Consider the following 12,997-nt stretch of genomic DNA (forward strand, 5'->3'; position numbering starts at 1 on the left):
CAATACGATTGGCGCATAGAGATTTGTGGCGAGGTGATGCAGGGGCTCTTTGCATTTCCAGCAGCGCGCGTTGAAGGCGTAGACTAGCAAGAATGTGGGCCAGGCGCCCCAAATGCCAACCGCAACGGCCGATGCCCCGGTCGCTTCGAGCGCCATCCCCAGATACGCAGCGCCGATGAATACGGGCAGCGTGGCTGCAATTAATGCGTAGCCGATCCAAATGCGCGCGCTGTTGGACATGCCCTAGCTTAGTCGCGCGTAGAGCCGACGCCTAGCCGCCGCTGGCCTCGCCTGTCGCGCCGCAGGCGGCGCATTTGCCGGAGTGTTCGACGGTGAAGTGGCCGCAAGCGCCGCAGGGCTCGTTGCGATAGCCGGTGGCGGCTGGGCGCGCGGGCGCTGCCGCCGGCTTCTCGTCGCGACGATCGCGGGTCTCGGCAGCGCGTGGGCGCAGCATCACGAGATTGTCGGGCGATGCGCCACGGGCGAAGCCGCGCGAGATGAGGCGTGCGGCGCTTTCGGCGTCTTGCGCGTGCTTGGAGAGGCCGTCGCTGCGCGCTTCGAATGGATCGACCTGCGCGAGATCGGCGCGGCCGAGATACGAGACCGCGAGTTCGCGGAAGATGTAGTCGAGGATCGATGTCGCGTGGCGGATCGTGTCGTTGCCGCGCACTTCGCCGGCGGGTTCGAAGCGCGTGAACAGGAACGCGTCGACATATTCTTCGAGCGGCACGCCATATTGCAGGCCGATCGAGATTGAGATCGCGAAATTGTTCATCAGTGAACGGAAGGACGCGCCTTCCTTGTGCAGATCGATGAAGATTTCGCCGAGTTCGCCATCGTCATATTCGCCGGTGTGCAAATAGACTTTGTGACCTCCGACTTGCGATTTTTGGATGTATCCTTTGCGGCGTTCCGGTAAGCGGCGACGGCCTTTGAAGGCAGGCGCTTCGCTGACGGAGAGTGTGGCTGGCGACGGAACGGCGATCGTTTGCGGCGCTGCCGGCGCGGCTTGCGCGGCCGGCCGGGCTTCCTCGGCGACATCTTCTTCCAGCGCCGGAAGCGTTAGCGTGATCGGCGGCGCTTCGGCGCGGATGTTGATGAGCGCAACGCCCGCGGCTTGTGCTGCTTTAAGCAATTCGGCGCGGCGTTCGGCCCCCGCTTCACCGAGCGCGATGTCGAGCGCGGTGCGTGCGTAGGGCGCTGTCGCGGCGGCCATGGCGATGCGCGCATCCGGCGCGATGTCGCGGTCGCTGGCGAAGATCGCGGCATGCGCGTCGGCAAGGGTCGGTGCGCCTTTGAGATCGCCCGCGCCCATACAGAAGGCTTCGGCGGCGGCGATATCATCTTCGCTGAAGCCGAGTGTCTTCAAGAGATCACCGCGCTTGCCGGCGGCGACGTCAGGCGGAAGCTTTAGCACTTCTTCGCAGAGCTCAGGGCCGATCACGAGCGGGTGCACGGCGGCGCGCAGATTGAAGGCGTCGGCGGCGGCTTCTTCGATGGCTTCGAGCGCAGGCTCGGTGAGGCCAAGCTTCTCGAGGCGTTCGAGATTGACGCCCGGCGCGCCGCGCAAGGTACGGCGACCTTCGACGTGAAGCGTGAGCGCGTTGATCTCGTCGGCATTGTAGCCAAGCGTGGCGAGGCCTGCGCGTGCGTCGTCGCTGAGGATGCGGCCGAAACGGCCGTCGTCGCGCTGGCCGAAACCCGCAACGCCTGGCGCGGGTGCGGCGCCAATGGCCGAAACGCCCAAGCGTCGCGCGCTGCCGATGTCGCGCGCAAAGGCGATGGCGACCGAGGTGCGCAAGCCGGCATTTTTGGCGCCGGGGAGTCCGCGATAGATCGTCTGAGCACGCGCGGCGATGGCGCCTTTGAGCGATGCGGCTGCATCACGCGCAACTTTCAGCGACGCTTCTTCAGCGCGCTTCGACTTGCTCCATTCCGGATAGGCTTGCTTCGCATCAGCAAGCGCGGCGCTCTCGGAGATCGCGGTGGCGTGCGCGAGCGCTGCGACCGAGGCGGCGAGCGTGCGTCCTGCATCGCTGTCGTACGCGAGACCGGCGCGCATCAGCAGCGCGGCGACGCCTTCGAGGCGGATGAGGATGGGGCGACGTGGCGCGCCATGTGCGCCGTGCGCAGCGTCGAGCGCTTGCACGAGCGCGCGGATCGCGGCTTCGAAGCCGGCGATGTCGAAGCCCTTGTCGGCATCATGGAAGCGCGCGAGCGCGATGCTGGCGCCGATGACGCTGGTTTCGTCATTCGCGGCAAACGCGCCGGTCGGATCGATGGCGCTGTCGCCAAAGGCGGTCAGCGTATGCGCGCCGGGTTCGGAGGCAGCGATGGCGACACGGCGGCGTGCGGGATCGGCGCCGGCGTCGAGCGCTGCGCTATAGGCGCCGCGGCTCACTGCGCCGGCGAGTGCTGCGAGAATGTCCGCATCGGGTGCGCCCGCGAGGCGCGCGGCGGCGGCTTTGCGGCGTACGCCGCCATTCTCGACGTTCAAACCGTTGCGCACGGCTTCGATGGCGAGATCCGCAAGCGCGGTGTCGAGTGCGCGTGCGCCGGCGGCGAGCGCTGCGCCCGCGCGAATGCGCGCGGCTTCGTCGGCGACAAGCGCTAACGATGCGTCGCCATCAGCGCGCACGAGAATGGAGGCGCCGTCGCGGCCTTCGGGATCGGCCATGCGTGCGGCGGCGTCGAGCGCGTCGAGTGCGGCGGACGAGGGATTGCCGGCGATGCCGATCTTGGCGCCGGCGGCGAGCAAGGTTTGCGCACGCGCGATCGCGCTCAATTCTTCGCGCTTATCTTTGGGCCAATAGAGCAATGCTGCGGAAAGTGCGAGCTCGGCGCCGTCGGCCATTGCTGCGCGCAGGAGCGGTGGATCGAGTGTGACCTGGCCGGCGGCGATCATTGCGTTAAGGCGATCGGCGAGCGTCTTGTCCTCAGCCCAGAACCCAAGCCTTGCGGTAGCCCGCGCTAGCGCTTTGGTGATGCTGGGGCCTGACGGCGTGTCGATGGCGATCCCGGCTTCGAGCGCAGCCTGCACCATTGCCTCGGACCATTGCGCGGGCGCTTGGGCGATCGCGCGCGAATCCTGATCGAAGTCCTGAGCCATCGGAGTCTCCTTCGGGCTCGGAACATACGCTTGCGTCGCGTGTCGGATCAATATCTAGTATGGAACGACCTGGGATTATCCCAAGATATTGTTTCGCACCCGCACTGGACGCCGTGCGGGCGCTTCGTCATATTGCGCCCGCCGCGAACCGGGGCCGCAATACTGGCGCGGAGGAGTCTCATTTCAGCCCATGCTTAAGCGCATCTTCACCTGGTGGAACGGCGCCACGATCGGAGCTCTGGTCGATATCGGTCGCCGCGGAGCGTTCGTGGGCGAGGACGAACAAGGCAATCGCTTTTACGAAGAGCGCCGGCCGAGCATCGAAGGCCGCAAGCGCCGCTACGTCATTTATAACGGCCTGGCCGAAGCTTCGCGCGTGTCGCCGGATTGGCATGGCTGGATGCACCACACGATCGCTGAACCGCCGACGGTGCAGCCGTTGAAGCGTCAGAAATGGGAAAAGCCGCACGAGCCGAATTTGACCGGCACCGTGTTCGCGTATCGCCCGAAGGGTTCGATCGCACGTGGTGGTGAGCGCCAAGCGTCAAGCGCGGACTACGAAGCGTGGACCCCGGATGCTGCGGAGCCGCGCTCATGAACGCCGGTTTCGAGCGTTGGGGCGAGACGATCGTCGGCGCAATCGTTGCGTTTGTGGCGGTTGGTTTCTTCGTGTTCGCGGCTTCGCAAGCGGGCGCGACGGGCAGCGCGAACGGCTATGAATTGACGGCGCGGTTTCAGCGCGTCGATGGCGTCGGCGTTGGTTCCGACGTGCGTGTCTCTGGCGTGAAAGTCGGCGTGGTGCGTGCAGTGGGCCTTGACCCCGACACGTATGACGCGCGCCTGACGCTTTTGATCGACGGCGGCATTCAAGTGCTCGACGACAGCACCGCGCGCATCGCGACGGATGGTTTGCTTGGCGGCGGTTACGTCGCGATCGAGCCGGCTGGCTTTGATGCGCTGGCCGCTGGCGGTGAAATTCCGAACACGCAAGGTTCGGTCGATTTGCTGACTGTGCTCGCCAGCTTTGCGCAGGGGTCTGGGCAAAGCCAAACTCAGGAAGAAGCGCCACCACCATGATCCGCACGCTTGTCGCCGCGTTTGTGTTTTTTGCCGCCGCCGTGGGCCCAGCTCACGCGCAGCGCGCTGTCATTCGCGGTCTCGACAAGATCACCGGCCACGCACGCGATTACACGTTGACGATCGGGCGCGCTGAACGCGTCGGTTCGCTCGAAGTGATCGCGCGCGCCTGCACCAAGAGCGCGCCGGAAGAAACGCCGGAAGTGCGCATCTACGTCGAAGTGTTCGACAATCCGCCGGCGCGCGAAGGCGAAGAGGCGACGCGCCAGGAAATTTTCCATGGCTGGCTGTTTGCGTCGAGCCCCGGCCTCAACGCCGTCGATCATCCCACTTGGGATATCTGGGCGATCGACTGCCGCGCGTAAGGCGCACTTCATTCCGTAAGCAGATCGTCGCTTTTCGCGTGCACGCGCGCGAACACGTTTAAGCTTGCCTCCCGAAAGGGAGGTCGAGCCATGCGTGTGATGGGCCATAATGTGCTGGCGATTATCGTCGCCGCGATCGCAATTTATCTGATCGAGTTCGTTATCTTCGCGGTGTTGATGACGCCGGAACAATATCAAGCTTTGGTCGGACTATCGCCGGAACAAATGCATCCCGACCGCATGCCGTTCGGGCCGATCCCGCCGGTGCTTTTCGCGATTGGTTTGTCGTTCGCCATCAAATGGCGCGCAGCGGTGGGTTGGATGGGCGGCGTCATGACGGGCTTGCTGATGGCTGTATTCTTTGGCCTCGCGGCGAGTTTCTACCCGTTCGTCTATGGCTCGCACGATGCGGCCTATTTGGCGGTCGATCTCGGGCATTACCTCGTTTGTTTCGGCGTCGCGGGCGCGATTTTGGGCGCTTGGAAATAGGGTTTCCGTGACAGGCATGGCCGTTCGCGCTAAGCGGGCGGCCATGCGCATTCTCTGCACCAATGACGACGGCATCCACGCGACGGGCTTGGCGATCCTTGAGAAGATCGCGCGCACGTTTAGCGATGATGTGTGGGTCGTCGCGCCCGAGAGCGAACAATCGGGCGCGTCGCGTGCGTTGACACTCACTGCGCCGATCCGCGTGCGCCAAGCTGGCGACAAGCGCTTCGCGATCACCGGCACGCCGACCGATTGCGTGTTGCTTGGTGTCGAGCATCTGATCGAAGGCGCGAAACCTGATCTTGTGCTTTCCGGCGTCAATCGCGGGCAGAACATCGCCGAAGACGTGACGTTCTCCGGCACGATCGCCGGCGCCATGCAGGGCATGCAATTCGGCATTCCTGCAATTGCGCTTTCACAAGCGCGCGGTTTTCGCGGCGAGGAAGCGGCGATACCTTGGGAAACGGCGGAGACGTTCGGCGCGGGCGTGGTTGGCCAATTGCTGAAGCATGGTTGGCCCAAGGACGTGCTGATGAATGTGAACTTTCCCGATTTGCCGCCAGATGAAGTGAAGGAAGTCGAGATGACGACGCAGGGGCGTCGCGATCAACACGTCATCTACGCGGATAAGCGCACCGATCTGCGCGGCGGCTCGTATTTCTGGTTGGGCTTTCGCGGGCAATTGTCGAGCCCGCCGCCTGGGACGGATCTGCGCGCGATTTATGAGGGCCGCATCTCGGTGACGCCACTGCACATCGATCTCACGCACATGCAGACGATCCACGATCTCAAAGGTGTCCTGGGCGGTGCGCCGCCGAAGGCGGAGTAAAACGTGAGCGTCGATCCTGCACGCTTGATGCGCTTCGTGTTGGAGATGCGCCAGGCTGGCGTGACCGACGCGCGGGTGTTGGCTGCGCTCGAACGTACATCGCGCGCGCATTATGCGCCGGAGCATCTGGAAGGCTTGGCGTTGGATGATGTGGCGCTGCCGATTGGGCATGGGCAGAACATGACCAAGCCTTCGGTGATTGGGCGCATTGTGTCGGCGCTTGAAGTCCGCGCGGATGACGTTGTGCTGGAGATTGGCACCGGCTCCGGCTTTCAGACCGGCGTGCTTTCGGACCTCGCGCACAAAGTGGTGTCGGTCGAACGCTGGCGTGACCTTGCGGCCGAGGCGCGCGGCAAGTTTGGGCGCGCGCGGCTGATGCGGACATACGCGCATGTCGGCGACGGCTATTCTGGCTGGGAGGACGACGCGCCGTACGATCGCATCGTGGTCAACGTCGCGGTGGAGGAGATTCCGCCGGCGTTGCTGGAGCAATTGAAGCCGGATGGCGTGCTGGTGGCGCCGGTGGGCGATCGATTGATCCGCTATCGCAACGGTGTGCGTGAGGATTTGGGGCCGGTGAAACTGCCGCCGATGGAGCGCGGCGTGGAAGACGGCGAGGCGAGCCCAGCGTCTTAATTTGCCGGCCGGCGCGATTCTGAGCGAAACTGGGCGACGATGACGCGCGCTGTTCTCCTGCTTGCGCTGCTGGCCGGCGCCTGTGCTTCGGCGCAGCCGGCGCCGATTTCGTATGGTCGCGGCGAGGCGGCGGCGCAGCGCGCGCCGACGCGGATCGAAGATCGGCGAACGCCGGCGCCCGTTGAAACACGCGCGTCGGCGAGGACGCCGGCGGTCCAAGAGGCGCCGGATTGGGCCGTGGGTGAGGGCACGCCGCTCTCGGCTTGGGCGCTGCAGCCGGGCGATGCGCAGCCTTATGATCCCGCGAACCTGCCGCGCACGCATCGCGTTGGCGCCGATGAATCGCTCTACGACATTGCCTCGCGTTACCAAGCGCCGCTGCGCGCGCTGATTGATCAAAACAATCTGGAACCGCCTTATGCGCTCACGCCAGGGCGCGAGCTGCGTTTGCCGCCGCCGCGCTTTCACACCGTGGCGCGCAACGAAGCACTCGAGGACATCGCGCGCGCCTACAATGTCGATACGCGTTCGTTGGCGTTGTTGAACCGGATGGAAGCGCCTTATCGCGTGCGCGCCGGTGATCGCATCGTGCTGCCGGCGATGGCGCGTGCCGAGGTTGCGCCCGCAGCGCCGTCCGCGCGCGTCGCGGCTGCACCCAACGGCGCGCCTGCCATGCAAGCGGCGAATGCGCATCTGGCCTTGCCGATGCGGGGGCGGATCGTGGCGCGGTTTGGCGCGCAGCCGAGCGGCGGGCGATTGGACGGCATCGAGATCGCGGGCAGCGAGGGCGACCGGATCAATGCGGCGGCGGACGGCGATGTCGTCTATGCGGGCTCCGATCTTCCCGCGTACGGCGAACTGGTATTGGTTCGCCACGCCAACGACCTTGTCACCGCCTACGCGTACACACGCCGGGCGCTGGTGCGGGAAGGCCAGCGGGTCCGCGCCGGCGAGGCGATCGCCGAATTGGGCGCCCGCGCAGAGGGCGGCCCCAGGCTGCTGTTTCAGGTGCGACAGGGCAGCACGCCGGTCGATCCGGCGCCGCTGCTAGGGCTGACAAATTAAGGGCTTAGCTGCGGCGAAACGGCGCGCGCTTTCGTCTTCGGCCGATTGTATTGGCAGGCGCTGGCTATATATTCGCCGCCTTCTCGGGGCAGGACGCTCCGCACCTATATAAACTGTCGCCCGCCGCCCGTCGGCCCGCAGACACGCGAGGATCAATGTTCATTTCCGAAGCTTATGCGCAGACAGCCGCCGGCGGCGATCCGACCACGGCGGTCTTCATGCAGATGCTGCCGCTCATCCTGATCGTGGTCGTGTTCTATTTCTTCCTGATCCGCCCGCAGCAACAAGCGCGCAAGCGGCACATGGACATGATCGCCAATCTGAAGAAAGGCGATGTCGTCGTCACCTCGGGCGGCTTCATCGGCAAGATCAAGTCCGTGCAGGACGACGAAGCGCGCGTTGAGCTCGCGCCGAACGTCGAAGTCCGCGTCGTGCGCGGCACCATCGCCGAAGTCCGCGGCAAGACCGAACCTGCGCCTGCGAACGATTCCAAAGCGGATTAAGCCTCATGCTGCAAGTCGCGCGCTGGCGCATCATCCTGGTCGCTGTGGTGACCGTGCTCGGGCTTGCGTTCGCATTCCCGAACTTCCTGCCGCAAAGCGCGCGAGACAATTTGCCGGGCTTCTTGCCGCGGCAGGGGATCAATCTCGGTCTCGATTTGCAGGGCGGCTCGCAGCTGCTGCTGGAAATCGATCGCGCGGCGATGCAGCGCCAGCAACTCGACAACGTAGCCGACCAGATGGCCGCCGTGTTGCGCGACGCAGAGCCAGCGATCCGCTACACAGGTCGCGGTGTTGTCGATGACGCCGCGCGCGTGCGCTTGGTCGATCCGACGCAGATGGAAGCGGCGCGGCGTTTGTTGCGGCCGCTTTCGCTGTCCAGCACCGGCGGCGCGGAGATTCTCACCTTCACCGAAGGCGAGGATGGGCTCATCGAGGCACGCATCACGCCGACCCACATGCGCGAGCTCAGCCGCCAAGCGGCGCAGCAATCGATCGAAGTCATTCGCCGCCGTATCGACCCGACCGGCACGAGCGAAGTGACGATCGTGCGCCAAGGCGACGAGCGCATCGTTGTGCAGGCGCCGGGCGTCAGCGATCCCGAAATGCTGAAGGACCGCATCGGCCAAACCGCGCTGATGACGTTCCACATGGTCCGCGAAATGAGCCCGGAAGAGGCCGCCGCCGGCCGTCTGCCGCCGGGCACTATGCTGGTGCAGCCCTATCCGGGCGGCCGCGGATCTGGCCCTGAAGTGGTTGAGCGCCGGGCGCGCTTTACCGGCGAACGCCTCGTCCGCGCCAATCCGTCAACAGACGGTCAAACCGGCGAATTCGTGCTGAGCTTCCAACTCGACAGCCAGGGCACCACGCTCTTTTGCCGGATCACGCGCGAATTCACCGGACAGCGCTTCGCTATTCTGCTCGACAATCAGGTGCTCACGGCGCCGACGATCAACGAACCGATTTGCGGCGGTACGGGTCAAATCTCGGGGGGCTTCACCGCGCAAACCGCCAACGAATTGGCGGTGATGCTGCGTGCGGGCGCGCTGCCAGTGCCGCTCACCGTGATCGATGAGCGCACCGTCGATGCGAGCTTGGGTCAGGACGCGATCAATTCGGGCACAACCGCTTCGATCATCGCCGGCGTTGTAACCTTCGTGTTCATGGTGCTCGCCTACGGCCTGTTTGGCGTGTTCGCGTGCATCGCGCTTGTCGTGAACTTCGTGCTGCTGATCGGCGCGATGAGCGCGGTCGGAGCGGCGCTGACTCTGCCCGGCATCGCCGGTCTCATCCTCACCATCGCGATGGCCGTCGACGCCAACGTCATCATTTACGAGCGTATGCGCGAAGAGGCGCAAGCGGGGCGAAGTCCCGCGCTTTCGATCGATGCAGGCTTCGCGCGCGCCATGATCACCATTATCGACGCGAACCTGACGACGATCCTGGCGGCGCTCATTCTGTTTCAATTCGGCGCAGGGCCGGTGCGCGGCTTCGCGTGGACGCTATCGATCGGGGTTATCACCTCGGTGTTCAGCGCCGTGCTGGTGACGCAGCTTTTGATCGCTTGGTGGTTTCGCATCGCGCGACCCAAGCAAATGCCGATCTAAGAGGACGGGAAAGACATGGCTTCGTTCTGGCCTCTTATTCGCCTGCTGCCGAAGAAAACGAACTTCACCTATGTGAAGTTCGCGGGTTTCGCCGCTGTGCTGTCGATCTTGGCGGTCGCCGCCTCGATCGTCTCGATGTTTACCGGCGGCTTTCGCGCCAATCCGATCGAGATCTATCAGCAGGCGGAGGGTGCTCCGCTCGCGCGCGTTGGCGCGATCCTGGAGCACGGCTTCAATCTGGGCATTGATTTTCGCGGCGGCACCTCGATCCTGATCGAGGCGCCGGGGCCGATCGACCAGGAAGCGCTGCGTGCGCTTGGCCGCACCGCGCAGGACGGCGACGTGGAAGTGCAGGGTACGACCTGCCGACCCGTCAATGGCCCGCCCTATTGCGCCATTCTGAACTTTGAAACCGCGCCAGATCAATCCGCCACGGTCGAGGAAATTCGCGCCGGATTGGGCGGCGTCGCCCAGGGGGCGCGCATCGCCAACGTGGACTCGGTCAGCGCCAAGGTGTCGGAGGAATTGTTCTCCGGCGGTCTGATTGCGCTTGGCCTCGCGATCCTACTGATGCTGGTTTACATCTGGTTTCGGTTCGAATGGCAGTTCGGCCTGGGCGGCGTGCTCGCGCTCTTCCACGACGTTATCCTGACGCTTGGAATGTTCTCCATCTTCCGGCTGGAATTCACGCTGACGATCATCGCAGCGCTGCTGACCATCGTCGGTTATTCCATGAACGATACGGTCGTCGTGTTCGACCGTATCCGCGAGAATTTGCGCAAATATAAAAAGATGCCTCTGGGCGAGCTGATTGATCTTTCGCTCAACGAGACGCTTTCCCGGACCATCATCACCGGCTGCACCGCGCTTTTCGCACTGATCGGCTTGTATTTTATCGGTGGCGAGGCTCTTTCGGGCTTCGCGCTCGCCATGATTTTCGGCATTGTCATCGGCACGTATTCGTCGCTCTACGTCGCGGCGCCGGCGATCCTGATTTGGGGCGTCAAGCGCGGGCGTGAAGGCGGCGAAGCGCGGGGAGCCCCGCAGACCGCGGGCTAGGCTGAGCCGCCTCGCTCCCTGCGTTCGGGCTGGAGGAGAGGGCATGGCCTGGTTTTTATCTAATCTGCGTTACGTGGCGTGGACGGCTCTGGCCGTTGGCGCGCTGCTTTTGATTTATTTTGCAATGGGCGTCGCCGGCTTCGGCTTTGGCGATCCCGGCTTCTGGGAGGCGGTTTGGCGTTGGTCCCATGTGCTTGTCGGCATCATGTGGATCGGCCACCTCTATTATTTCAATTTCACCCAGATCCCGAACATGCCGAAGATTCCGGACGAGCAGAAGCCCGCCGTCACCAAGGTGATCGCGCCGGCGGCTTTGTTCTGGTTTCGCTGGGGCGCCATGGCGACGCTGATCACCGGCCTCGCGCTCGCTGGAAACCAAGGCTATCTGCTGCAGGCGCTGACGTTCGGTGCGACGGATGATCCGAGCTTCGCTGTGCCGAAGCACATTTTGATCGGCATCGGCATGTGGCTGGCCATCGTGATGTGGTTCAACGTGTGGTTCATCATCTGGCCGAACCAGCAAAAAGCGCTGAACATCGACAACAAGTATCCTGATCTCGACGCCGCCGCGAAAGCCGCGGCCGGCAAGACGGCGATGCTGTTCTCGCGCACGAACACGTTCCTGTCCGTGCCGATGCTCGTGGCGATGACGGGCGCGAGCACGCTGTTCTAGGGACAGCGAGTAGCGAATAGTGAGTGATGGGTGGGGGCGCTGCGGAGACGTGGCGCCCCTATTCGCTATTCGCTACTGACTATTCGCGCATGGAAGCTTTGGGCACTCTCGTTCGTCGCGTGGACGAAGATCGCTGGTTGGCGACGCGCTTTGCGCCGGCGGATGCGCGCGCGAAGCTGATTGCACTCTACGCCGCCTATTACGAGATCGCACACACGACCGAAGCGGTGCGCGAAGCGGCGCTCGGCGACATTCGGCTCGAATGGTGGCGCGCGGGCGTTGCGGAGATCGCCGAGGGCAAGACGCCGCGTGCGCCGGCACTGGCCGCGTTGAAAGAACGCGGCGTGCCGCTCGGTGCGCTGCCCCAGATCATCGCCACGCGCGCGCGCGATCTTGATCCTGAACCGTTCGAAACTTGGGTGGAGCTCGACGCCTATATCGACGGCACGGCCGGGGCGCTGATACGCGGCGCGATCGAATCGTGCGGTGCTAGCGTAGACGAGGCGACGCGAGAATTTGCGCAAAGCGGTGCGCGCGCCTGGGGGTATGCGGGCTTGCTGCGCGCGGCGCCGCATTGGCAGGCGCGAGGGCGGAGCGTTATTCCCCGTGAAGGCAGCTTGGATGAAATGAAGCAGCGCGCGTTGACGGCGTATCACGCAGCGCGTGGAGTATCGCGCAACGTGCCGGGCAACGCCTTCGCGGCGATCGGCTACATTGCGTTCACGCCGCTCTATCTGAAAGCGATGACGCGCGAACGAGATGTCTCGCTCTTTGCGCGCCACACGGCGCTGATCTTCGCGTCAGCGACCGGCCGCGTTTAGCGCTGCGCTTGGCGTTCGCGCGCTTCACGAGTTGCTTCGCGCAAACGCGCATTCAGACGGGTCTCATCGAAGCCTGAAATCAATTCGCCATTGATGACGAAGCCCGGTGTGCCGCTGATCTGGAAATTCACCGCATGCGCGCGATTGTCTTCGAGTATGGCGGTGATCTCCGTCGATTCCATGCCACGCCGCATGCGGGCGACATCGATGCCGGATTGGCGCGCGATGCGGTCGATCTCGGCGCTCGTGAGCTCTCGGTTGAGTGGGAAACTCATCAGCGCCTGGTGGAATTGCCAATAGCGGCCTTGCGGGCGCGATGCGAGTACGGCGCGCGCCGCTTCCATCGATTCCGCTGAGAGGATTGGCAATTCCTTGAATACCACGCGCACGTCATTGCGCGTGCGCACGACGTCGCTCAGCCATTCGAGCGCCGCGTGGCAATAGGCGCAGCGATAATCGTAGAATTCAACGATCGTGACGGGCGCATTGGCCGGCCCCAGCGCGAAATCGCGTGGGTCGTTGCGGATTTGCTGCCAGCGTTCAGCGGTGACGCGCGCTTCGAGCGAATCCAACGCCTCGCGCAGCACATCGGGATTGCGCACGAGATACTCGCGCACGATCGCGCGGATTTCCGCTTGCTCCTGCGCGTTGAAACTTTGTGCGGAGGCTGTTGGCGCGAAGCCGACGAAGCAGGCGAGGGACAAGGCAGTGAAAACGCGCGCCATCAGGCGGTCTCCATCAAATCGGATCTGACGACATGACCGCTT

14 protein-coding genes are annotated in these 12,997 nt (G+C 64.2%); 12 read left to right on the forward strand and 2 right to left on the reverse strand.

Going from position 1 to position 12,997, the window contains the following annotated elements:
• Positions 1-271: 271 nt before the first annotated feature.
• Complete coding sequence (locus EPJ54_RS01690; protein ID WP_135209937.1) at positions 272-3,109, reverse strand: TSCPD domain-containing protein; 2,838 nt, start codon at positions 3,107-3,109, stop codon at positions 272-274.
• A gap of 190 nt (positions 3,110-3,299) precedes the next feature.
• On the opposite strand from EPJ54_RS01690, the gene EPJ54_RS01695 reads away from it, so the two are divergent.
• The 12 genes from EPJ54_RS01695 to EPJ54_RS01750 all read left to right on the forward strand — a co-directional run bounded on the left by EPJ54_RS01695 (position 3,300) and on the right by EPJ54_RS01750 (position 12,230).
• Positions 3,300-3,707, forward strand: coding sequence for an NADH:ubiquinone oxidoreductase subunit NDUFA12 (locus EPJ54_RS01695; RefSeq protein ID WP_135209938.1), 408 nt, complete (start codon positions 3,300-3,302; stop codon positions 3,705-3,707).
• Entirely contained in the window at positions 3,704-4,186 is a 483-nt protein-coding gene (gene mlaD / locus EPJ54_RS01700; protein WP_135209939.1) for an outer membrane lipid asymmetry maintenance protein MlaD, read from the forward strand. Before EPJ54_RS01695 ends, mlaD begins: the two co-directional genes overlap by 4 nt.
• Positions 4,183-4,551, forward strand: coding sequence for a DUF2155 domain-containing protein (locus tag EPJ54_RS01705; RefSeq protein ID WP_135209940.1), 369 nt, complete (start codon positions 4,183-4,185; stop codon positions 4,549-4,551). Before mlaD ends, EPJ54_RS01705 begins: the two co-directional genes overlap by 4 nt.
• A 90-nt stretch (positions 4,552-4,641) precedes the next feature.
• On the forward strand, positions 4,642-5,040 hold the full coding sequence (locus EPJ54_RS01710) for a DUF1761 family protein (RefSeq protein ID WP_135209941.1): 399 nt from the start codon (positions 4,642-4,644) through the stop codon (positions 5,038-5,040).
• A 43-nt stretch (positions 5,041-5,083) separates the two neighbouring features.
• Positions 5,084-5,869, forward strand: coding sequence for a 5'/3'-nucleotidase SurE (gene surE, locus EPJ54_RS01715; RefSeq protein WP_135211160.1), 786 nt, complete (start codon positions 5,084-5,086; stop codon positions 5,867-5,869).
• Between the two features lie 3 nt (positions 5,870-5,872).
• Positions 5,873-6,505 (forward strand): protein-L-isoaspartate O-methyltransferase family protein, encoded by a 633-nt coding sequence (locus tag EPJ54_RS01720; RefSeq protein ID WP_135209942.1) that lies wholly within the window; start codon positions 5,873-5,875, stop codon positions 6,503-6,505.
• Between the two features lie 39 nt (positions 6,506-6,544).
• Positions 6,545-7,570, forward strand: coding sequence for a M23 family metallopeptidase (locus EPJ54_RS01725; protein WP_135209943.1), 1,026 nt, complete (start codon positions 6,545-6,547; stop codon positions 7,568-7,570).
• A gap of 155 nt (positions 7,571-7,725) precedes the next feature.
• Positions 7,726-8,073: a preprotein translocase subunit YajC gene (yajC, locus tag EPJ54_RS01730; protein ID WP_135209944.1), complete on the forward strand. Its 348-nt coding sequence runs from the start codon at positions 7,726-7,728 to the stop codon at positions 8,071-8,073.
• Positions 8,074-8,078: 5 nt separating this feature from the next.
• Positions 8,079-9,677, forward strand: coding sequence for a protein translocase subunit SecD (secD, locus tag EPJ54_RS01735; RefSeq protein ID WP_135209945.1), 1,599 nt, complete (start codon positions 8,079-8,081; stop codon positions 9,675-9,677).
• A gap of 15 nt (positions 9,678-9,692) precedes the next feature.
• Complete coding sequence (secF, locus tag EPJ54_RS01740) at positions 9,693-10,736, forward strand: protein translocase subunit SecF (RefSeq protein ID WP_135209946.1); 1,044 nt, start codon at positions 9,693-9,695, stop codon at positions 10,734-10,736.
• Between the two features lie 43 nt (positions 10,737-10,779).
• A complete protein-coding gene (locus tag EPJ54_RS01745) occupies positions 10,780-11,409 on the forward strand; it encodes a urate hydroxylase PuuD (RefSeq protein ID WP_135209947.1) in 630 nt (209 codons plus the stop codon).
• A 26-nt stretch (positions 11,410-11,435) separates the two neighbouring features.
• Entirely contained in the window at positions 11,436-12,230 is a 795-nt protein-coding gene (locus EPJ54_RS01750) for a squalene/phytoene synthase family protein (protein ID WP_135209948.1), read from the forward strand.
• Here the strand turns inward: EPJ54_RS01750 and EPJ54_RS01755 are convergent.
• Entirely contained in the window at positions 12,227-12,955 is a 729-nt protein-coding gene (locus EPJ54_RS01755; RefSeq protein ID WP_135209949.1) for a DsbA family protein, read from the reverse strand. The genes EPJ54_RS01750 and EPJ54_RS01755 overlap by 4 nt on opposite strands.
• Between the last annotated feature and the right edge of the window lie 42 nt (positions 12,956-12,997).

This window comes from Vitreimonas flagellata, from assembly GCF_004634425.1.
Lineage (GTDB): Bacteria > Pseudomonadota > Alphaproteobacteria > Caulobacterales > Aquidulcibacteraceae > Vitreimonas > Vitreimonas flagellata.

Bases quoted from the DNA above. Each gene is read 5' to 3' on its own strand.
- mlaD (WP_135209939.1), top strand. From the start codon at position 3,704: ATGAACGCCGGTTTCGAGCGTTGGGGCGAGACGATCGTCGGCGCAATC.
- yajC (WP_135209944.1), top strand. From the start codon at position 7,726: ATGTTCATTTCCGAAGCTTATGCGCAGACAGCCGCCGGCGGCGATCCG.
- EPJ54_RS01710 (WP_135209941.1), top strand. From the start codon at position 4,642: ATGCGTGTGATGGGCCATAATGTGCTGGCGATTATCGTCGCCGCGATC.
- EPJ54_RS01755 (WP_135209949.1), bottom strand. From the start codon at position 12,955: ATGGCGCGCGTTTTCACTGCCTTGTCCCTCGCCTGCTTCGTCGGCTTC.
- EPJ54_RS01690 (WP_135209937.1), bottom strand. From the start codon at position 3,109: ATGGCTCAGGACTTCGATCAGGATTCGCGCGCGATCGCCCAAGCGCCC.
- EPJ54_RS01745 (WP_135209947.1), top strand. From the start codon at position 10,780: ATGGCCTGGTTTTTATCTAATCTGCGTTACGTGGCGTGGACGGCTCTG.
- EPJ54_RS01725 (WP_135209943.1), top strand. From the start codon at position 6,545: ATGACGCGCGCTGTTCTCCTGCTTGCGCTGCTGGCCGGCGCCTGTGCT.
- EPJ54_RS01705 (WP_135209940.1), top strand. From the start codon at position 4,183: ATGATCCGCACGCTTGTCGCCGCGTTTGTGTTTTTTGCCGCCGCCGTG.
- EPJ54_RS01695 (WP_135209938.1), top strand. From the start codon at position 3,300: ATGCTTAAGCGCATCTTCACCTGGTGGAACGGCGCCACGATCGGAGCT.
- EPJ54_RS01750 (WP_135209948.1), top strand. From the start codon at position 11,436: ATGGGTGGGGGCGCTGCGGAGACGTGGCGCCCCTATTCGCTATTCGCT.
- secD (WP_135209945.1), top strand. From the start codon at position 8,079: ATGCTGCAAGTCGCGCGCTGGCGCATCATCCTGGTCGCTGTGGTGACC.
- secF (WP_135209946.1), top strand. From the start codon at position 9,693: ATGGCTTCGTTCTGGCCTCTTATTCGCCTGCTGCCGAAGAAAACGAAC.
- surE (WP_135211160.1), top strand. From the start codon at position 5,084: ATGCGCATTCTCTGCACCAATGACGACGGCATCCACGCGACGGGCTTG.